This is a genomic window from Candidatus Cryptobacteroides sp. (assembly GCF_056207615.1).
Window position 1 is genome coordinate 14,452 of the sequence record NZ_JBAEER010000004.1, and the last position, 16,983, is coordinate 31,434.

At 50.1% G+C, this 16,983-nt stretch carries 29 protein-coding genes; 26 read left to right on the top strand and 3 right to left on the bottom strand.

Annotated elements, in window-relative coordinates:
• Positions 1 to 58 precede the first annotated feature (58 nt).
• Positions 59 to 1,792, bottom strand: a complete 1,734-nt coding sequence (locus AC06ND_RS00190) for a hypothetical protein (protein WP_475676975.1) — start codon at positions 1,790 to 1,792, stop codon at positions 59 to 61.
• 1 nt (position 1,793) lies between these two features.
• Positions 1,794 to 2,609: a glycogen/starch synthase gene (locus tag AC06ND_RS00195; RefSeq protein ID WP_475676976.1), complete on the bottom strand. Its 816-nt coding sequence runs from the start codon at positions 2,607 to 2,609 to the stop codon at positions 1,794 to 1,796.
• A 99-nt stretch (positions 2,610 to 2,708) separates the two neighbouring features.
• Here AC06ND_RS00195 and AC06ND_RS00200 point away from each other — a divergent pair, with 99 nt between their 5' ends.
• From AC06ND_RS00200 to AC06ND_RS00215, 4 genes are read left to right on the top strand one after another with little or no spacing between them, the layout of a single operon-like run.
• Positions 2,709 to 3,584, top strand: a complete 876-nt coding sequence (locus AC06ND_RS00200) for a cell division protein FtsX (RefSeq protein WP_475676977.1) — start codon at positions 2,709 to 2,711, stop codon at positions 3,582 to 3,584.
• Between the two features lie 4 nt (positions 3,585 to 3,588).
• On the top strand, positions 3,589 to 3,843 hold the full coding sequence (locus AC06ND_RS00205) for a DUF3098 domain-containing protein (RefSeq protein WP_475676978.1): 255 nt from the start codon (positions 3,589 to 3,591) through the stop codon (positions 3,841 to 3,843).
• Complete coding sequence (locus tag AC06ND_RS00210; RefSeq protein ID WP_475676979.1) at positions 3,843 to 4,667, top strand: undecaprenyl-diphosphate phosphatase; 825 nt, start codon at positions 3,843 to 3,845, stop codon at positions 4,665 to 4,667. The genes AC06ND_RS00205 and AC06ND_RS00210 overlap by 1 nt, the downstream gene beginning before the upstream one ends.
• 1 nt (position 4,668) lies before the next feature.
• The gene (locus tag AC06ND_RS00215; protein WP_475676980.1) at positions 4,669 to 5,379 is read left to right on the top strand and encodes a UDP-2,3-diacylglucosamine diphosphatase; all 711 of its coding nucleotides are present in this window, start codon (positions 4,669 to 4,671) and stop codon (positions 5,377 to 5,379) included.
• Here AC06ND_RS00215 and AC06ND_RS00220 read toward each other — a convergent pair.
• Positions 5,330 to 6,046 carry a DUF4294 domain-containing protein gene (locus tag AC06ND_RS00220; RefSeq protein ID WP_475676981.1) on the bottom strand — a complete coding sequence of 239 codons (717 nt, stop codon included), beginning with the start codon at positions 6,044 to 6,046 and terminating at the stop codon, positions 5,330 to 5,332. The genes AC06ND_RS00215 and AC06ND_RS00220 overlap by 50 nt on opposite strands.
• Positions 6,047 to 6,374: 328 nt before the next feature.
• Between AC06ND_RS00220 and rplP the strand changes: the two genes are divergently transcribed.
• From rplP to rplQ, 22 genes are all read left to right on the top strand, one after another.
• The gene (gene rplP, locus AC06ND_RS00225; protein ID WP_475676982.1) at positions 6,375 to 6,794 is read left to right on the top strand and encodes a 50S ribosomal protein L16; all 420 of its coding nucleotides are present in this window, start codon (positions 6,375 to 6,377) and stop codon (positions 6,792 to 6,794) included.
• A gap of 18 nt (positions 6,795 to 6,812) precedes the next feature.
• A complete protein-coding gene (rpmC, locus tag AC06ND_RS00230; protein WP_475676983.1) occupies positions 6,813 to 7,007 on the top strand; it encodes a 50S ribosomal protein L29 in 195 nt (64 codons plus the stop codon).
• A 13-nt stretch (positions 7,008 to 7,020) separates the two neighbouring features.
• Entirely contained in the window at positions 7,021 to 7,275 is a 255-nt protein-coding gene (gene rpsQ / locus AC06ND_RS00235) for a 30S ribosomal protein S17 (protein WP_475676984.1), read from the top strand.
• A gap of 2 nt (positions 7,276 to 7,277) precedes the next feature.
• On the top strand, positions 7,278 to 7,643 hold the full coding sequence (gene rplN / locus AC06ND_RS00240; protein ID WP_475676985.1) for a 50S ribosomal protein L14: 366 nt from the start codon (positions 7,278 to 7,280) through the stop codon (positions 7,641 to 7,643).
• Between the two features lie 12 nt (positions 7,644 to 7,655).
• Positions 7,656 to 7,973 carry a 50S ribosomal protein L24 gene (gene rplX / locus AC06ND_RS00245; RefSeq protein WP_475676986.1) on the top strand — a complete coding sequence of 106 codons (318 nt, stop codon included), beginning with the start codon at positions 7,656 to 7,658 and terminating at the stop codon, positions 7,971 to 7,973.
• The gene (gene rplE, locus AC06ND_RS00250) at positions 7,973 to 8,569 is read left to right on the top strand and encodes a 50S ribosomal protein L5 (RefSeq protein WP_475676987.1); all 597 of its coding nucleotides are present in this window, start codon (positions 7,973 to 7,975) and stop codon (positions 8,567 to 8,569) included. Before rplX ends, rplE begins: the two co-directional genes overlap by 1 nt.
• Before the next feature lie 11 nt (positions 8,570 to 8,580).
• Positions 8,581 to 8,850 (top strand): 30S ribosomal protein S14, encoded by a 270-nt coding sequence (gene rpsN, locus AC06ND_RS00255; RefSeq protein ID WP_475676988.1) that lies wholly within the window; start codon positions 8,581 to 8,583, stop codon positions 8,848 to 8,850.
• An 81-nt stretch (positions 8,851 to 8,931) separates the two neighbouring features.
• Positions 8,932 to 9,327 (top strand): 30S ribosomal protein S8, encoded by a 396-nt coding sequence (gene rpsH, locus AC06ND_RS00260; RefSeq protein WP_475676989.1) that lies wholly within the window; start codon positions 8,932 to 8,934, stop codon positions 9,325 to 9,327.
• An 18-nt stretch (positions 9,328 to 9,345) separates the two neighbouring features.
• The gene (gene rplF, locus AC06ND_RS00265) at positions 9,346 to 9,906 is read left to right on the top strand and encodes a 50S ribosomal protein L6 (RefSeq protein ID WP_475676990.1); all 561 of its coding nucleotides are present in this window, start codon (positions 9,346 to 9,348) and stop codon (positions 9,904 to 9,906) included.
• 14 nt (positions 9,907 to 9,920) lie between these two features.
• The gene (rplR, locus tag AC06ND_RS00270) at positions 9,921 to 10,283 is read left to right on the top strand and encodes a 50S ribosomal protein L18 (RefSeq protein WP_475676991.1); all 363 of its coding nucleotides are present in this window, start codon (positions 9,921 to 9,923) and stop codon (positions 10,281 to 10,283) included.
• Between the two features lie 6 nt (positions 10,284 to 10,289).
• On the top strand, positions 10,290 to 10,808 hold the full coding sequence (gene rpsE, locus AC06ND_RS00275) for a 30S ribosomal protein S5 (protein WP_475676992.1): 519 nt from the start codon (positions 10,290 to 10,292) through the stop codon (positions 10,806 to 10,808).
• A gap of 14 nt (positions 10,809 to 10,822) precedes the next feature.
• Positions 10,823 to 11,005 (top strand): 50S ribosomal protein L30, encoded by a 183-nt coding sequence (rpmD, locus tag AC06ND_RS00280; RefSeq protein ID WP_475676993.1) that lies wholly within the window; start codon positions 10,823 to 10,825, stop codon positions 11,003 to 11,005.
• A 13-nt stretch (positions 11,006 to 11,018) separates the two neighbouring features.
• Entirely contained in the window at positions 11,019 to 11,468 is a 450-nt protein-coding gene (gene rplO / locus AC06ND_RS00285; protein ID WP_475676994.1) for a 50S ribosomal protein L15, read from the top strand.
• A gap of 5 nt (positions 11,469 to 11,473) precedes the next feature.
• On the top strand, positions 11,474 to 12,811 hold the full coding sequence (secY, locus tag AC06ND_RS00290) for a preprotein translocase subunit SecY (protein WP_475676995.1): 1,338 nt from the start codon (positions 11,474 to 11,476) through the stop codon (positions 12,809 to 12,811).
• 21 nt (positions 12,812 to 12,832) lie between these two features.
• A complete protein-coding gene (map, locus tag AC06ND_RS00295) occupies positions 12,833 to 13,597 on the top strand; it encodes a type I methionyl aminopeptidase (RefSeq protein ID WP_475676996.1) in 765 nt (254 codons plus the stop codon).
• Between the two features lie 26 nt (positions 13,598 to 13,623).
• Positions 13,624 to 13,842: a translation initiation factor IF-1 gene (infA, locus tag AC06ND_RS00300; protein WP_475676997.1), complete on the top strand. Its 219-nt coding sequence runs from the start codon at positions 13,624 to 13,626 to the stop codon at positions 13,840 to 13,842.
• A gap of 12 nt (positions 13,843 to 13,854) precedes the next feature.
• Positions 13,855 to 13,971 (top strand): type B 50S ribosomal protein L36, encoded by a 117-nt coding sequence (ykgO, locus tag AC06ND_RS00305; RefSeq protein WP_021927169.1) that lies wholly within the window; start codon positions 13,855 to 13,857, stop codon positions 13,969 to 13,971.
• 34 nt (positions 13,972 to 14,005) lie between these two features.
• Positions 14,006 to 14,386: a 30S ribosomal protein S13 gene (gene rpsM / locus AC06ND_RS00310; RefSeq protein ID WP_475677002.1), complete on the top strand. Its 381-nt coding sequence runs from the start codon at positions 14,006 to 14,008 to the stop codon at positions 14,384 to 14,386.
• Positions 14,387 to 14,398: 12 nt separating this feature from the next.
• Positions 14,399 to 14,788 (top strand): 30S ribosomal protein S11, encoded by a 390-nt coding sequence (rpsK, locus tag AC06ND_RS00315; protein ID WP_475676998.1) that lies wholly within the window; start codon positions 14,399 to 14,401, stop codon positions 14,786 to 14,788.
• 32 nt (positions 14,789 to 14,820) lie between these two features.
• Complete coding sequence (rpsD, locus tag AC06ND_RS00320; protein WP_475676999.1) at positions 14,821 to 15,423, top strand: 30S ribosomal protein S4; 603 nt, start codon at positions 14,821 to 14,823, stop codon at positions 15,421 to 15,423.
• 25 nt (positions 15,424 to 15,448) lie between these two features.
• Entirely contained in the window at positions 15,449 to 16,459 is a 1,011-nt protein-coding gene (locus AC06ND_RS00325; RefSeq protein WP_475677000.1) for a DNA-directed RNA polymerase subunit alpha, read from the top strand.
• Positions 16,460 to 16,461: 2 nt separating this feature from the next.
• Positions 16,462 to 16,935, top strand: a complete 474-nt coding sequence (gene rplQ, locus AC06ND_RS00330; protein ID WP_475677001.1) for a 50S ribosomal protein L17 — start codon at positions 16,462 to 16,464, stop codon at positions 16,933 to 16,935.
• The last annotated feature ends 48 nt before the right edge of the window (positions 16,936 to 16,983 follow it).

The following is a 16,983-nucleotide window of genomic DNA, read 5'->3' on the forward strand; positions in this document are numbered from 1 at the left end:
TCTTTTTGAATACACCAAAAAAGGGGCTGCTCAATCGAGCAGCCCCTTTTTATATTTTCTATTTGAGTGCCTTGTTGTAGGCGTAGACTACAGTGATGGTCGGAACCCTGCCGTTGCTCTCAGGTCCGTTGAGGACGCCCCTGTAGTAACGGTCCCTGTCGAGCTCGTCGGTAGCCTTCTTTGTGCTGCCGCTCTGGTTCGAGAACATGTTCTGGTACATCATCATGCTATAGTAGTTGTTATAGCCATAGCCGCCATAACCGTATCCGCCGTAACCGCCATATCCACCGTAGCCATATCCGCCATATCCACCGTATCCGCCGTAGCCACCATATCCACCGTATCCGCCATAACCGCCGTACATGTTGTTGAGGTAGTTATAGTACATGAGCTGGTTGTAGTAGTCGTCCTCCGAGCTGCTAGTGCTCTCCTCCACGTCAATCTCGGTCACGATGATAGTGTTCCAGATGTCAAAGTCAGCGAGATCCTCGTCGGTCGGCTGAGTCTTGTCCTTGTGCCTGAGCCAGATGAGCTTCTGGGTGTGGAAGCTGATGTCAGGTGAGTATACGAGGTTCGAACGGTCGATTGCACCATGGTCCTCGCCTGAGATTGCCGAGTCGGTGAGGTTCGCATAAGTCACGATGGTCTCTCCGTCGTCGTCAGTGGTGACGATGCGCCTTACCGGGCTGAGCGTCTGAGGGTATCGTATCATCTCGGTATAGTCGGCAGGGAACTCGAATGGCATGGTGATCGTCGCCTTGTTGATCACGATGCTGGAGTCGTCAGGGTTGATGCCCTGAGCGGCGAACTCTTCGCGGAGACGGTTTCTGATCTCCTTTGCAGAGATGACTGGCTTGAGTCCGGTTCCGCCTTCTACATATATGACGTCACTTGCGCGACCCTCCTTGACGAGATCCTCAGACTCGGTCGCGTTGAATGCGAACTGGTCTGGCATGTAGCTTTTCGCGATGTTAGGGAAGTCAGTAGCTCCGAACATGAAGAGGATGGAAGTGTCCTTCCTTTCTCCCTTGTAGGTTGCGGTGAACTTGAGCTCTGCGAAGTTGCCGCTCACATATCCGTCGGTCTGTGCGATCTCCACGTCGAAGAAGTTGTACCTTCCGCCCTTGCCGATAGGCTCGTCACAGGTCATGAAGATGCCTGGGAACTTATCCCTGTGATGCTTCACAGAATCGATCACGTAAAGTCCGTCCTTGTTTCTGAGATCGAGCATCCTCTTGAACTCATCCTCGCCGAACTTCTTGGTGAAGCTGAAGGAGAGAGAGTCGCCGCCGTCGTATACTGGAACACCCTTCGAAATCCTCTCGCATGAAGCGAAAGACGATCTCTTGAGGTCGTCGGTATACTTGATCTTGTCGTCCAATGCGATGCCCGCATCCCTGAGGGAGTAGACATATATGTTCTGGAGTATCTTTGCCTGATCGTCCTCTGCGACGGAGATGGTGTCTCTCTGGAATGAGAGATGGAAATCCCTATATACTGGATTGACGCCGAAGTCGAGGGTGTCGGTCACCGGGATGAGGCTGAATGCGCTGCTCTTTACGCTGAGGCCGAAGAGGTCGTCGCGCAGCGCACCCACCGTGATACGTCTTGAGCTGTATCCTGACATGTTCGAGAGCTTCCTCATCTGGACGTCTTCCAGAGGGAAAGAGACCACCTTGACCTCATATTGCTGCTCGATAGGTATGTAGGCATTTCCAAGGTCGGTGTCTACGTTCACGCAACTCACTGCGCCCATGCAAAGGACACCGAACAGATAGTGTTTCAGATTCATTTTAGAACTGGTCGTAAAAACTATTGTAATCTTCAATGTACGAACCGTCGGCGACCTTCGCTGCGTCGTAAGGGAGAACAGGGAGTCCGCTCTCGCTCACGCTCTTCACGATGCTCTCGGGAAGCTTGTCCGAACCGAGAATGATGCCGTCGGAGTAACGAATCGCCAACTGAGCAAGTTGTGTGCCAGTCACGTTCTCGTCGAGGTTGACGTCAGATGGTTCTATGTTGCCGAAGAGAAGCTTGTCCTTGAAGTCAGCAGGAAGCTTGTCGTCCATGACTTCGTCATAGAGTGAAAGCACAATCTTGCTGTCCGTGAAGATAGGGTCGTCCTTGTACGCTTTCTTGAGGTAGAGTGGGAGGAGGTGGGATATCCAGCCCTGGCAATGGATGATGTCAGGAGTCCAGCGGAGCTTCTTTACGGTCTCGAGCACTCCGCGGGCAAAGAAGATGGCCCTTTCGTCATTGTCCTGGAAGAAATTGCCGTCTGCATCGGTGTACACCTGCTTGCGGTGGAAGTAGTCCTCGTTGTCGATGAAGTACACCTGCATCCTGGCAGCCGAGATTGAGGCCACCTTGATCACGAGCGGGCGGTCGACATCGTTTACGATGATGTTCATGCCGGAAAGACGGATCACTTCGTGAAGCTGATTCTTGCGTTCGTTCACACAGCCGTAGCGTGGCATGAACGAGCGGATCTCCTTCTTCCTCTCCTGGATACCCTGAGGAAGATAGCGTCCGATGTTTGCAATCTCAGACTCCGGTAGATAAGGGAATATCTCCGAATTGACGAAAAGCACTCTTTTTACCTCTCCCATAGTCTAAAATTTTAAGGACATATATGCAACAAAGTTAAGAATTTATTTTTGATTTTACTATCTTTGAGCCTTGAACCTGTCGCGTAGAAGAACGATTTCATGGCTGAAAAGGACAATATCATAGGTAAAAGACTGGTCAATGCGTACCTGTCCTCGGTGATCAGCATCTCGCTGGTCCTCTTCCTTGTCGGTGTGGCCAGCCTCCTGCTGGTCAATGCGCGCAGCGTATCGAACTACTTCAAGGAGAACATGAAGGTGTCGGTCATGCTCAAGCAGAACGTGTCCGAATCCAAGTCCTTCGACTACCTCGAATCCCTTGGAGACCTGCGTTTCATCAAGTCTGCAGACTATGTCTCGCGCGAGCAGGGAATCCGGGAGATGAAGGAACTCCTGGGCGACGACTTCCTCGACGTGTTCGAGGCTGCGCCTATCCCGATCTCGATCGACGTGACACTGAACGCCGACTACGTTTCCGCCGACAGCCTGGAGATGGTGAAGCTGGAGCTCCTCGAGTCTCCTCTCGTCGATGAGGTGGTGTACCAGCGTTCGCTCGTCGACGCGCTCAATCAGAACATCAGCAGAATCTCGCTCGTGATGGCGGTGATGATAGGGCTTCTCCTGTTCATCTCCTTCGTCCTCATCAGCAACACCATGCGCCTGAGCGTATATGCGCGAAGGTTCAACATACACACCATGCAGCTCGTGGGTGCTACCCCTGCTTTCATCCGCGCACCTTTCCTTCTCCAGGGCCTTCTCCAGGGCATATTCTCCGCGATGATAGCGATACTCATGCTCCTGGGCGGTCTGTTCGCGATCCGCAGCAGCTTCGCTCAGATGTTCGAGATATTCAGGCTCCCTCTGCTGCTCGTGGTAATGGGCATAGTGCTCGCGACCGGAATCATCATCTGCGTCATGAGCTCGTATTTCGTCGTCGGCAAGCTCATCTCGATGAGAAGGACCGAACTTTACTATTAGAATCATGGACATCAAGGACAATAAGGACAACAATATGGCGGTCACCGCGAAGGGGCTCAAGTTCCTTCTCATCGGTCTTGTCGTCATCATCGCCGGTTACATCCTCATGATGGGCGGCGGCAGCAAGGACCCTCAGGTATTCAACTACGCAATGTTCAACTTCCGGAGGCTCGTTGCAGCTCCGGTGGTCATCATCCTCGGCATCGTGATCGAAGTGGTCGCGATAATGGGGTTCTTCAACGATAAGGAGGACAAGTAATGAATTGGTGGCAGTCTATTCTTCTCGGCCTGATCCAGGGACTGACCGAGTTCCTTCCCGTAAGCAGCAGCGGACATCTCGCGATCGGACGTGAGATTCTTGGCGTGCAGGCATCCGAGGACATCATGTTCGAGGTCGTGGTGCATGCTGCGACCGTGCTCGCTACCATCATCGTGTTCCGCAAGCAGATATGGAAGCTCATCTGCGGACTCTTCAGGTTCAAGTACAATGACGAGACCGATTATATCTTCAAGATTGCAGTTTCCATGATCCCGGTCTTCGTCGTCGGAATGTTCTTCAAGGACGCCGTCGAGGAGATGTTCGGCAACCTCATGGTCGTCGGATTCGCACTCCTGGTGACAGCGTGCCTCCTCTTTTTCTCGGACAAGGTGTCTGCGCGTCCGGTCGTAAAAGAGACTAATGCCCGCAACGGCATCTCGTATTGGCAGGCTTTCGTGGTCGGCCTCGGTCAGGCATTCGCCGTGATTCCGGGCCTTTCACGCTCCGGCACCACCATCTCCACCGGTCTCATCTGTGGAGTGAAGAGGGAAGTGGTGGCTCAGTTCTCTTTCCTCATGGTGCTCGTGCCTATACTCGGAGAGGCTTTCCTCGACATCGTGGGCGGTGAGATGGCGGCTTCTACCGTCGGAACACTTCCGCTGGTGCTCGGTTTCATCTCCGCTTTCCTCTCGGGGCTCTTCGCATGCAAGGTGATGATCGCCCTCGTGAAGAAGGCACAGCTCAAGTGGTTCGCACTCTGGTGCGCAGCCGTCGGCATCCTCGTGCTCGGCTTCATCGTTCTTCTCATAGTCGGTCTCTGCTAGCATGTCTTCGAAGAAGGCATATTTCGTCGCAGACGTTCATCTCGGTCTCCAGGTCGCTGACCCTAAGGACCGTGAGGCTCGTTTCGTGCGTTTCCTTCGCAGCATAGCCGCTGATGCGGACTCGCTCTACCTGTTGGGTGATATCTGGGACTTCTGGTACGAATATGACGATGTGGTCCCAAAGGGATATGTGCAGGTGTTCGCGGCCCTTCAGGACCTAATGGCTTCAGGCGTCAGGGTGTATTTCTTCCAGGGCAATCACGACGTGTGGACCTACCACTATTTCGAGGAGATGGGTATGGTGCGTCTCACTCAGCCGTGCCTGGTGAAGATCGGGGACAAGAATTTCTGCCTGGGACATGGTGACGGACTCGGCAAGACAGGCCTTGGCTATCGCATACTCAGCGGCATATTCCACAACCGTTTCCTCCAGATCATGTTCAGCATGCTCCATCCGTGGATAGCTTTCGGGCTTGGCAACAGCTGGTCAAGGCACAACAGGCTTGCGCATGGGGAGGAATACGTGTTCAAGAACGAGAGCGAACCGCTATGGCAGTTCGCTCGATCATATGCTGCGGACCATAAGGTCGACTGTTTCGTATTCGGACATTATCACTGCGCCGTGGATACCGTCCTGCCGGGCGGCGAGCGCTTCGTGATTCTCAAAGACTGGCTGAAGGAGTCTCCTTCTTTAAGTATCGATCTGGAATAAGCACCTTCACCGGCGGCTCCAGGAAGAGCGAGAAGTAGAAGTCGTCGAAGCTGCCTTCCTCCCATTTCTCCACAAGATCTTCGATCTGCGCGTCCTCTTCGTCGTGCAGCGGGTCGTAGTGCCGTTTGAGGTCGGATCCGAAAAGCTTGGCCACACCCTGCCAGAATCCGGCTGCTATGCCGTTCCTGTACTCCTTTATGATGAAGAACGAAGACTTGCCGGCTTCCCTGTCGATCAGACGCATCAGGATGCGTCCCTGGCTCACGGTCATGTTCTTGAGCGGAGTCTCGAAGGTCTTGAAGAGCTCGTTCTGCTTCTCCTTGAGATACTTCTCCCTCTTGCCCCTCTTGAGGTTGTCTGCGATCAGGGTGCTGTCCACGTCCTTGAGAAGCTCGCGCGCCACGAGTGCGTACGGGTATGTCTTATTGAAGTTGTATACGAGGCGATAGTATTTCCTCCAGTCCTTTCCCTTCTGGCGTGCCATTCGCGGATAGACCTTCGATGCCCTTATCCTGTCGATGTAGATGGTGTCGTTGCCCTCGACTATGTACTCGAGTATCCCGCCGTCGCTCTTGCGCCTGTTCTGGGCTGAGAGCTCGGTCGTGCCGGTGGCAAGAGCCACGATTGAGGCAGAAAATGCCGCGAGATATTTGAGGAATCTTCTCATCGTTCTGCAAAAGTACTCATTTTGCCGTACAAAAACCAACATCGTGCCACTCCTTTCGAGGCGTTTCCAAGCCCCTTTTTCGGGCCCGTTTTGCGTTGGTCCAAAATTGCGGGAATTATTTTTCAACAAGATGCGTAACTAACTGTTTTGCCGTTATTTAACTATCAAGATTGTTGGTCGAAAATGTTTAATTTTTTTCGTTAATAGCCTTGCAGAATGAGATTTTTTCACTATCTTTGCAGTCCCTTAATTGAGGAGAAGTCCGCCCAACCAGCTGATACTCAATTAGTTAGGCTTATTACGAAATTATTTTTAAAGTAATAGAACAATGTTACAACCAAAGAAAACTAAATTCAGAAGGATGCAGAAGGGCCGCATGAAAGGCATCGCACAGAGAGGTGCGCAGCTTTGCTTCGGTTCATTCGGCATCAAGACCTTGGAGAACTGCTGGCTTACTGGCCGTCAGATCGAGGCTGCCCGTCAGGCTGTTTCACGTTATATGAAGCGTGAGGGAAAGGTTTGGATCAGGGTATTCCCAGATAAGCCATACACCAAGAAACCTGCTGAGGTTCGTATGGGTAAAGGTAAGGGTAATCCAGAGGGATTCGTAGCTCCTATCACTCCTGGACGTATCATCATTGAGATCGACGGCGTATCTCTCGAGATCGCTAAGGAAGCACTCCGCCTCGGTGCGCAGAAGCTCCCTGTAAACTGCAAGTTCGTCGTTCGTAGGGACTATGTTGAATAATTTATCGGAGAAACTGAAATGAAAGCAACTGAAGTACGCGAAATGTCAATCGCAGACCTCCGCGAGCGCATCGAGCTCGAGAAGGCTAACCTTGACAGCATGAAGGTAAACCATACAATTTCTCCACTGGAGGATACCTCAAAGATCGGTAAGGCAAGAAAGGATATCGCACGCATGATCACCATCCTTGCTGAAAAAGAGAAACAGAACTAAACATTGAATTCTGATGGAAAGAAATCTTCGCAAGGAAAGAATAGGTGTAGTGGTCAGCAATAAGATGGAGAAGTCTATCGTAGTTGCAGTAGCAAGAAAAGAGATGCACCCTATTTACGGCAAGTTCGTAAAGAAGACCACTAAGTTCGTTGCGCACGACGAGAAGAACGAGTGCAGCATTGGCGACACTGTCCGCATCATGGAGACCCGTCCTTTGAGCAAGTCAAAGAACTGGAGATTAGTAGAAATCGTAGAAAAAGTTAAGTAGTAATGATACAGCAGGAATCACGTTTACTGGTGGCTGACAACAGCGGTGCAAAGGAAGTACTCTGCATCCGCGTTCTCGGAGGAACCCGCCACCGTTATGCAAAGGTAGGCGACAAGATCGTCGTTGCAGTCAAGAGCGCACTCCCTGGCGGTGACGCCAAGAAGGGTACCGTCTCTAAGGCTGTCGTAGTCCGCACCAAGAAGGAAATCCGCCGTCCAGATGGTTCATACATCCGTTTTGACGACAACGCTTGCGTACTCCTCAACAATGCTGGAGAGCTCCGTGGAACACGTATCTTCGGCCCTGTAGCAAGGGAGCTTCGTGAGAACTTCATGAAGATTGTATCACTGGCACCAGAGGTCCTCTAATCGATGAGCAATATGAAAAAGATCCACATTAAGAAAGGCGATACCGTGTATGTAAATGCAGGTAACGACAAAGGCAAGACCGGTAAGGTGCTCGAGGTAATCCCTTCAAAGGACCGCGCCATCGTTGAGGGTATCAACATGGTCAGCAAGCACACCAAACCAAACTCTCAGCACCCACAGGGTGGTATTGTAAAACAGGAAGCAGGCATCCACATCTCAAACCTCCAGCTCCTCGATCCTAAGTCAGGCGCAGCAACCCGCGTTGGTTACAAGATGGACGGTGAGAAGAAGATCCGCTATGCTAAGAAATCAGGAGAGGAGATTAAGTAATGGCAAAGAAGAATTCAGCAGCAGAGCAGCAGGCAGTTCCTGCAGGATACGTTCCTGCTCTCGCAAAGACCTATAAGGAGGAGATCGTTCCTCAGCTTATGAAGCAGTTCGGTTATTCAACCGTAATGCAGTGCCCTAAGCTCGTTAAGATCACCATCAACCAGGGTGTCGGCGACGCTACCGGTGACAAGAAGCTCATCGACGTTGCACAGCAGGAGCTCTCAACTATCACTGGACAGAAGGCAGTCGTTACTGCTTCAAGGAAGGATATCTCTAATTTCAAGCTCCGTAAGGGCATGCCAATCGGCGTGAAGGTTACCCTTCGTTCTGTAAAGATGTACGAGTTCCTTGAGAGACTCATCCGCATAACCCTTCCACGTATCCGTGACTTCAACGGTATCGCAGAGAAGATGGACGGTCAGGGTAACTACACTCTCGGTATCAAGGAGCAGATCATCTTCCCTGAGATCGACATCGAGAAGATCACCAAGATCCTCGGTATGGAGATCACTTTCGTGACTACCGCCAAGACCGACGAAGAGTGCCACGCACTTCTCAAGGCATTCGGTCTTCCATTCAAGAAACATAACAACTAAAGAGAACAGAAATGGCAAAAGAATCAATGAAAGCTCGCGAGGTTAAACGCGCGAAAATGATTGCCCTTTATGCAGAGAAGAGGAAGGCTTTGAAGGAGGCTGGTGACTGGGCCGCTCTCGACAAGCTCCCTAAGAACTCTTCTCCATGCCGTCAGCACAACCGCTGCTCTCTCACTGGAAGACCTAAGGGATATATGCGTGCCTTCGGTATCAGCCGTATCCAGTTCCGTGAGATGGCAAGCAACGGTCTCATCCCTGGCGTAAAGAAAGCAAGCTGGTAACATATACCATATATTATTTAATTATTAACCATTGGATATCGGGCGTCACACGACGCCGGTTTCTACAAAACAAACAAAAAAATGACTGATCCAATTGCAGATTTCCTGACCAGGATTCGCAACGCTTACAGCGCAGGCAAGAAGATTGTCGAGATCCCTTCATCTAAGATGAAAGTCGCTCTCACCAAGATTCTTTGCGAGAAGGGTTACATCCTCAGCTACAAGGTGGTAGAGGGTACTCCTGTGTCAACTATCAAGATCGCTCTTAAGTATCACCCACAGACCAAGACCCCTGCGATCAAGAAGATCGAGCGTGTGTCTCGTCCAGGTCTCCGTCGTTACTCAGATGTTGAGAACATGCCACGCGTCCTCAATGGACTCGGTATCGCTATCCTCTCAACCTCAAAGGGCATTATCACTGACAAGGAAGCTAAGGAGCTCAACGTCGGTGGTGAGGTATTGTGTTACGTATATTAATCTAAAGCACTTTTTAAAATGTCAAGAATTGGTAAATTGCCTGTAAGCCTTCCTGCTGGCGTAACCGCTGAGGTTGCAGCCGGTAACGTGGTTAAGGTTAAAGGACCTCTCGGCACCCTGAGTCAGAAGGTTGACCCAGATATCACCGTGACCGTTGAGGGAAATGAAATTAAGTTTACTCGCCCTACCGATCTTCCAAGGCATCGTTCACTCCACGGTCTCTATCGTGCTCTCGTGAACAACATGGTTGTCGGCGTATCTGAGGGCTTCACCATCAAGCAGGAGCTTGTCGGTGTCGGTTATCGTGTAGACGTTCAGGGTCAGATGCTTATCTTCTCCCTCGGTTTCTCACACGAGATCCAGCTCATGCTTCCTGCAGAGGTCAAGGCTGAGGCTGAGGCTGTAAAGAAGGGTCAGAACCCTGTTCTCATCCTCAAGTCAGCTGACAAGCAGCTCGTTGGCCAGGTGGCAGCTAAGATTCGTTCATTCCGTAAGCCAGAGCCTTATAAGGGTAAGGGTATTAAGTTCGTTGGTGAGCAGCTTCGTCGTAAGGCTGGTAAGTCAGCAGGTGCTAAATAATAGGAGATTGAGTTATGGCATTGAATAAAATTGAAAGAAGAAAAAGAATTCACTACCGTATCCGCAAAGTCGTTAATGGTACTGCTGAAAGACCAAGAATGGTTGTTTTCAGAAGCAACAAGCAGATTTACGTACAGGTTGTTGATGATTTGAAGGGTATGACTCTCGCAGCTGCCGCTTCAAATGACAAGGAGCTTGCAGTAGAGTGCAAGGGCAAGAGCGGCATCGAGGCTGCTGCTATCGTCGGTAAGAAGGTTGCAGAGCGCGCTCTCGCAGCAGGTATCACCACTGTGTCTTTCGACCGTGGAGGTTACCTCTATCACGGAAGAGTTAAAAGTTTGGCAGACGCTGCCCGCGAAGGTGGCTTAATTTTCTAAAAGACTATGGCAAATACAAATGTTAAAAGAGTAAAGACCTCTGACCTTGAGCTCAAGGACAGGTTGGTAGCCATCCAGCGTGTAACCAAGGTTACTAAGGGTGGTCGTCACTTCAGCTTTGCTGCCATCGTAGTAGTTGGTGACGAGAACGGCGTTGTAGGTTATGGTCTTGGAAAGGCAAACGAAGTAACTACCGCCATTTCAAAGGGTGTCGAGGATGCAAAGAAGAACCTCGTAAAGGTTCCTATCCTCAACGGTACCATTCCTCACGAGCAGGAGTGCAAGTTCGGTGGTGCACGTGTATTCATGAAGCCAGCAGCTCCTGGTACTGGAGTAAAGGCAGGTGGTGCGATGCGTGCAGTATTCGATTCAGTCGGCGTTCACAACGTCCTCGCAAAGTCAAAGGGTTCTTCAAACCCTCACAACCTTGTGAAGGCTACCGTTGCAGCTCTCACCGAGCTTCGTGACGCTTACACTGTTGCCGGCCTCCGTGGTATTCCTATGAGTCGTGTATTTAAAGGTTAAGGAGGACACAGATTATGGCAAAACTCAGAATCACTCAGGTAAAGAGCAGAAGCGGTGCAACCAAGAGGCAGATCGCAAATCTCCAGTCACTTGGTCTCCACAAGCTTCATCAGACTGTTGAAGTAGAGCTCAACCCAGTATCTAAGGGCATGGTAGAGAAAGTTCTCCACCTTGTCGAAGTTGAAGAAATTAACTAAGGAGGACCGAAAGATGAAATTGAATAATTTGACCCCTGCTGAGGGTTCAAGAGGCAGAGAGAAGAGAATCGGTCGTGGTGAGGGCTCAGGTCACGGTGGAACTTCTACCCGTGGTCACAAGGGTGCTCAGGCACGTTCAGGTTACTCACGCAAGATCGGTTTCGAGGGTGGCCAGATGCCTATCCAGCGAATCCTTCCGAAGTGGGGCTTTACTAATCCTACCCGTGTAGAGTATAAGGGTATCAACGTTTCAACTCTCCAGACTCTCGCTGAGGCTGCAGGTGTTGAGGTTATCACCCTCGAGACTCTTCGTGAGGCAGGTTTCGTAAACAAGAACCAGCTCGTGAAGATCCTTGGCAACGGTGAGCTCACCGCTAAGCTCGAAGTATCTGCAAACGCTTTCTCAAAGTCAGCTATCGCTAAGATCGAGGCTGTCGGTGGTAAGGCAAACACAATTGAATAATTAAGATGAAGAAATTCATTCAGACCATTCAGAACATCTTCAAGATTGAGGAGCTCCGCAAGAGGATTGTCTATACAGTCCTCCTGCTGCTCGTCTATCGTCTCGGTAGCTTCATCGTGCTTCCGGGTATCGATCCGACGCAGCTTGCTCGCCTTCAGTCAACATCTTCAGAGGGCCTCGTAGGTCTCCTGAACATGTTCTCTGGTGGTGCGTTCGGTAACGCTTCGATCTTTGCACTTGGTGTGATGCCGTACATCTCGGCATCGATCGTCATCCAGCTTCTCGGAGTATTCGTTCCTTATTTCAGGAAGCTCCAGATGGAGGGCGAGAGTGGCCGTAGGAAGATGAATCAGATGACTCGCTACTTGACCATCCTGATTCTCTGCATCCAGGGCCCTGCCTACATGGCCAACCTTCACAATCAGATTCCAGCTGATGCATTCCTCGCTGTAAACAAGCTTGGTTGGAGCAACTTCGCTTTCAACATCGTCTCTACAGTGATCCTCATCGGTGGAACCATGTTCGTGATGTGGCTTGGCGAGCGTATCACCGACCGTGGTATCGGTAACGGTATCTCAATCATCATCATGATCGGTATCATCGCTCGACTCCCTCATGCTCTTGTTGCTGAAATCCTTGAGAAACTCAACTCAAACGCAGGTGGCGTGATCCTCCTCATCATCGAGCTTCTCGTGCTTTTCTTCGTCTTCGTAGCAGCGATCGCACTCGTACAGGCTGTCCGCAGGGTTCCTGTTCAGTATGCTAAGAGAATCGTTGGTAACAAGCAGTACGGTGGTGTACGCCAGTACATCCCTCTCAAGATAAACGCTGCCGGCGTGATGCCTATCATCTTCGCTCAGGCGCTTATGCTTGCTCCGCTCCTTTTCTCTCGCTTCGACGCTACCCGTGGTCTCGCTGCGACATTGAGCAACTATACCGGTTTCTGGTATAATCTTTTATTCGGATCTCTCGTTGTGATCTTCACATATTTCTATACTGCTGTCACCGTAAATCCTACCATGATGGCAGAGGATATGAAGAAGAACGGTGGTTTCATCCCTGGTGTAAAGCCTGGTAAGATGACTGTCAAGTTCCTTGACGACGTCATGGATAGGGTTACCCTTCCTGGCTCATTCTTCCTCGCAGCCATCGCGATCCTCCCTGCACTCGCAATCCTTTGCGGTGTGAACAACCAGTTCGCAAGCTTCTATGGTGGTACTTCCCTCCTGATCCTTGTAGGTGTGGTTCTCGATACCCTCCAGCAGATTGAAAGCCATCTGCTTATGCGTCACTATGACGGTCTCATGAAGACTGGCCGTCTTACAGGACGTTCCGGAATGTAATTTTTAATAGTTCTTTGATAGATGATTAAACCAAGGACAGAGGAAGAGATCGAGCTGATGCGCGAGAACGGAATTCTCGTTTCCAAGACATTGGCGGAGGTCGGTAAGATAGTCGCTCCTGGTGTGACAACTCTCGAGTTGAATAGGGTGGCTGAGACCTTTATCCGTGACAACGGTGCGATACCAAGCTTCCTCGGTTATGACGGTTTTCCTGCAGCTCTCTGCATCTCGGTGAATGATGTCGTCGTACACGGATTCCCTTCGGATTACGTGCTTAAGGAAGGCGATATCGTATCAGTGGATTGCGGAACGTTGTATAAAGGATGGAACGGTGATTCAGCGTACACTTTCCCTGTCGGGGAAGTGGATGCTGAGACCCGTAAGCTCCTTGATGTGACGAAGGCATCCCTCTATAAGGGTATTGCCGCGGCCGTTGCAGGTAATCGTACTGGTGACATTGGCAACGCAGTACAGACGTACGCAGAGTCATTCGGTTTCGGAGTTGTCCGTGAGCTCGAAGGCCACGGCATCGGAAGGAACATGCACGAGAATCCAGGCGTCCCTAACTATGGAAAGCCAGGTAAGGGAAGCAAGCTCGTCGAGGGAATGACCATCTGCATCGAGCCTATGATCAACGCGGGCACCCGCGGTGTGTATCTTGCAAGAAATGGTTGGGCAGTACACACGGCAGACCGTAAGAACTCGGCTCACTACGAGCTCACTGTCGTAGTCAGGAAAGGTCACGCGGAGCAGTTGTCTACCTTTGAATTCATTGAGAATATTTAAGTGTTAAATTTTAAAGTGATATTTTAATGCCAAAGCAAGCAGCCATCGAACAGGAGGGCAGGATCGTGGAAACCCTTCCAAACGCGATGTTCAAAGTTGAACTCGAGAACGGTCACGTGATTCTCGCCCATATCTCCGGTAAGATGAGAATGAATTATATCAAGATCCTTCCTGGAGATCGTGTAAAAGTGGAGATGTCACCTTATGATTTATCAAAAGGAAGAATATTTTTCAGATACAAATAAAACCTTACAGAAATGAAAGTAAAAGCTTCCATCAAAAAGCGCAGCGAAGATTGCAAGATCGTAAAGCGTAAAGGTCGTCTTTATGTGATCTGCAAGAAGAACCCAAAGTTCAAGATGCGCCAGGGTTAATCCATTAATTGTATAACAAATTAAGTAAACATAGATTATGGCAAGAATAGCCGGTGTTGATTTACCTAACAACAAACGTGGAGAGATAGGTCTTACCTATATCTTCGGAATCGGTCGCAGCTCTGCTCAGAAGATTCTTACTGCCTGCGATATCGATTGGAACATCAAGTGCGGTGACTGGAATGACGAGCAGGTTGCTGCTATCCGTGCCCTCATCGGTGCTGAGTACAAGATCGAGGGTGAGCTCCGTTCTTCAATCCAGCTTAACATCAAGCGTTTGATGGATATCGGTTGCTACAGGGGAATCCGTCATCGTAACGGTCTCCCAGTACGTGGCCAGAGCACCAAGAACAATGCTCGTACCAGGAAGGGTAAGAAGAAAACTGTTGCAAACAAGAAGAAAGCAACTAAATAACATTGATGAATTATGGCAAAGAAAACAACAACAACAAAGAAGAGGGTTGTCAAGGTTGACGCTTATGGCGAGGCTCATATTTCATCAACCTTCAACAACGTCATCGTCACTCTTACTAACAGCGTAGGACAGGTTATCAGCTGGTCTTCAGCAGGTAAGAGCGGCTTCCGTGGCTCAAAGAAGAACACTCCATATGCAGCACAGGTTGCAGCTCAGGATTGCGCAAAGACTGCGTACGATCTTGGTCTCCGCAAGGTGAAGGCATATGTAAAGGGTCCTGGTCAGGGACGTGAGTCTGCTATCAGAACTATCCATGGTGCAGGTATCGAGGTTACCGAGATCGTAGACGTAACTCCAATGCCACACAACGGATGCCGTCCAAAAGGCCGTCGTAAAGTTTAATTTTTTGATCGTTTTTTAAAGAAGAAATTACTATGGCAAGATATACAGGACCTAGTACCAAGATCGCTCGTAAATTCGGTGAGCCTATCTTCGGCCCAGATAAGAACTTCGAAAAGAGGAACTATCCATCTGGCCAGCATGGTCTCGCTCGCAAGCGTAAGAAAGTATCTGAGTATGGTACTCAGCTCAAAGAGAAGCAGAAAGTAAAATATACCTACGGTGTGCTTGAGCGCCAGTTCCGTAACCTCTACGAGAAGGCATCACGCATGAAGGGCCAGAAGGGTGAGAACCTCGTTATTCTCCTTGAGAGCCGCCTCGACAACATCGTATACCGTATGGGTATCGCTCCTACACGTGCAGCTGCTCGTCAGCTCGTTTCACACTGCCACATCACCCTCAACGGTGAGATCTGCAACATCCCTTCAGCTATCGTTAAGCCAGGTGAGGTTGTAGCAGTTCGTGAGCGCTCTAAGAGCCTTGAGGTTATCACCAACAGCGTAGCATCAGCAACCAAGTACTCTTGGATCGAGTTTGATGCAAAGGCTCTTTGTGGTAAGTACCTCAACACTCCAGTTCGTGAGGAGATTCCTGAGAACATCAACGAGCAGCTTATCGTCGAGCTCTACTCTAAGTAATAATTAACACCAAAAAGAAGTCAATATGGCAATCTTAGCATTTCAGAAACCCGACAAGGTGATTATGCTCGAGGGCACAGATACCGTGGGTCGTTTCGAGTTCAGGCCTCTTGAGCCTGGTTACGCACAGACCATCGGTAACGCCATTCGTCGCATTCTCCTCTCGTCTCTGGAAGGTTTTGCTATCAGCTCAATCAAGATCTCCGGTGTAGACCAGGAGTTCGGCACCATCGCTGGCGTCATTGAGGGTATGCAGGATATCATCCTCAACCTCAAGAAGGTACGTTTCAAGAGGATGGTTGATACGGTTGACACTGAGACTGCAAACCTCGTAATCAGCGGTAAGCAGGAGTTTACCGCAGAGGATATCTCCAAGGGATTGTCTTCCTTCAAGGTGTTGAATCCTGAACAGCACATCTGCTCACTCGAGACTGCAGTGAAGCTCGAGATCTCCCTCACCATCACTAAGGGTAGGGGTTTCGTCCCTGCAGACGAGAGCCGTGACGCAAATGCTCCTCTCGGAACAATTGCTGTCGACGCTATCTATACTCCTATCGTCAACGTCAACTGGCTTCAGGATGACTGGCGTGTCGAGCAGAAGACTGACTACGAGAAGTTGACCCTCGAGATCACTACCGACGGTTCAATCTCTCCTATCAATGCTCTTCAGGAAGCTGCAAATATCCTTATCTACCACTTCAGACTCTTTACTGATGACAAGAAGGTGGCTCTCGAGCCAAGCGTCGAGTCAGATTCTAAGGAGCTGGATGAGGAGTCACTCAGGACAAGGCATCTCCTTCTCACCAAGCTTTCAGACATGGGCCTTTCTGTAAGGGCGTACAACTGTCTTAAGGCTGCTGACATCGATACCTTCGCTGACCTCGTTTCTTACTCAAGGTCTGAGCTCATGAAGTTCAGGAACTTTGGTCGTAAGTCACTCAGCGAGATCGATGAGCTCGTAGAGAAGATGAAGCTCTCGTTCGGAATGGACGTAACTAAGTATAATATCGAACCCAAGAATCATCACACCGTATAACAATGAGGCACAATAAAGCAATCAACCACCTTGGCCGCAAGAGTGGTCACCGCAAAGCCCTTATGGCCAATATGGCATCTTCTCTCATCCTCCACAAGAGGATCGAGACTACCGTTGCCAAGGCTAAGGCTCTTCAGTCATACGTAGAGCCTCTCATCACCAAGTCAAAGGAAGATACAACACACTCCCGTCGTGTCGTATTCAGCTATCTCAAGGACAAAAACGCTGTTTCTGAGCTCTTCCGCACTATCGCACCAAAGATCGCAGACCGTCCGGGTGGCTATACCAGAGTCCTTCATGTTGGTTTCCGTCAGGGAGATGCTGCTGAGATGGCTCTTATCGAGCTTGTTGATTTCAACGAGGCCGCTCTCGCTACTGCAGCTCAGAAAGAGACCAAGAAGACAACCCGCCGCAGCCGTGCAAAGAAGGCTGAGGCACCTGCTGAAACCCCTGCAGAGGAGCAGAAGGCTGAATAATAAAGCTAACATTGAAAAGAGAGGAACGCAAAAGTCCCTCTCTTTTTT

Coding starts and splice junctions, on each gene's coding strand:
- rplP (WP_475676982.1), top strand. CDS start 6,375: ATGTTACAACCAAAGAAAACTAAATTCAGAAGGATGCAGAAGGGCCGC.
- secY (WP_475676995.1), top strand. CDS start 11,474: ATGAAGAAATTCATTCAGACCATTCAGAACATCTTCAAGATTGAGGAG.
- rpsK (WP_475676998.1), top strand. CDS start 14,399: ATGGCAAAGAAAACAACAACAACAAAGAAGAGGGTTGTCAAGGTTGAC.
- rplO (WP_475676994.1), top strand. CDS start 11,019: ATGAAATTGAATAATTTGACCCCTGCTGAGGGTTCAAGAGGCAGAGAG.
- rpsH (WP_475676989.1), top strand. CDS start 8,932: ATGACTGATCCAATTGCAGATTTCCTGACCAGGATTCGCAACGCTTAC.
- rpsE (WP_475676992.1), top strand. CDS start 10,290: ATGGCAAATACAAATGTTAAAAGAGTAAAGACCTCTGACCTTGAGCTC.
- rpmC (WP_475676983.1), top strand. CDS start 6,813: ATGAAAGCAACTGAAGTACGCGAAATGTCAATCGCAGACCTCCGCGAG.
- AC06ND_RS00190 (WP_475676975.1), bottom strand. CDS start 1,792: ATGAATCTGAAACACTATCTGTTCGGTGTCCTTTGCATGGGCGCAGTG.
- infA (WP_475676997.1), top strand. CDS start 13,624: ATGCCAAAGCAAGCAGCCATCGAACAGGAGGGCAGGATCGTGGAAACC.
- AC06ND_RS00205 (WP_475676978.1), top strand. CDS start 3,589: ATGGACATCAAGGACAATAAGGACAACAATATGGCGGTCACCGCGAAG.
- rplR (WP_475676991.1), top strand. CDS start 9,921: ATGGCATTGAATAAAATTGAAAGAAGAAAAAGAATTCACTACCGTATC.
- rpsQ (WP_475676984.1), top strand. CDS start 7,021: ATGGAAAGAAATCTTCGCAAGGAAAGAATAGGTGTAGTGGTCAGCAAT.
- AC06ND_RS00210 (WP_475676979.1), top strand. CDS start 3,843: ATGAATTGGTGGCAGTCTATTCTTCTCGGCCTGATCCAGGGACTGACC.
- ykgO (WP_021927169.1), top strand. CDS start 13,855: ATGAAAGTAAAAGCTTCCATCAAAAAGCGCAGCGAAGATTGCAAGATC.
- rplN (WP_475676985.1), top strand. CDS start 7,278: ATGATACAGCAGGAATCACGTTTACTGGTGGCTGACAACAGCGGTGCA.
- rpmD (WP_475676993.1), top strand. CDS start 10,823: ATGGCAAAACTCAGAATCACTCAGGTAAAGAGCAGAAGCGGTGCAACC.
- AC06ND_RS00200 (WP_475676977.1), top strand. CDS start 2,709: ATGGCTGAAAAGGACAATATCATAGGTAAAAGACTGGTCAATGCGTAC.
- AC06ND_RS00325 (WP_475677000.1), top strand. CDS start 15,449: ATGGCAATCTTAGCATTTCAGAAACCCGACAAGGTGATTATGCTCGAG.
- rplF (WP_475676990.1), top strand. CDS start 9,346: ATGTCAAGAATTGGTAAATTGCCTGTAAGCCTTCCTGCTGGCGTAACC.
- rpsD (WP_475676999.1), top strand. CDS start 14,821: ATGGCAAGATATACAGGACCTAGTACCAAGATCGCTCGTAAATTCGGT.
- map (WP_475676996.1), top strand. CDS start 12,833: ATGATTAAACCAAGGACAGAGGAAGAGATCGAGCTGATGCGCGAGAAC.
- AC06ND_RS00215 (WP_475676980.1), top strand. CDS start 4,669: ATGTCTTCGAAGAAGGCATATTTCGTCGCAGACGTTCATCTCGGTCTC.
- AC06ND_RS00220 (WP_475676981.1), bottom strand. CDS start 6,046: ATGAGAAGATTCCTCAAATATCTCGCGGCATTTTCTGCCTCAATCGTG.
- rplQ (WP_475677001.1), top strand. CDS start 16,462: ATGAGGCACAATAAAGCAATCAACCACCTTGGCCGCAAGAGTGGTCAC.
- AC06ND_RS00195 (WP_475676976.1), bottom strand. CDS start 2,609: ATGGGAGAGGTAAAAAGAGTGCTTTTCGTCAATTCGGAGATATTCCCT.
- rplE (WP_475676987.1), top strand. CDS start 7,973: ATGGCAAAGAAGAATTCAGCAGCAGAGCAGCAGGCAGTTCCTGCAGGA.
- rpsN (WP_475676988.1), top strand. CDS start 8,581: ATGGCAAAAGAATCAATGAAAGCTCGCGAGGTTAAACGCGCGAAAATG.
- rplX (WP_475676986.1), top strand. CDS start 7,656: ATGAAAAAGATCCACATTAAGAAAGGCGATACCGTGTATGTAAATGCA.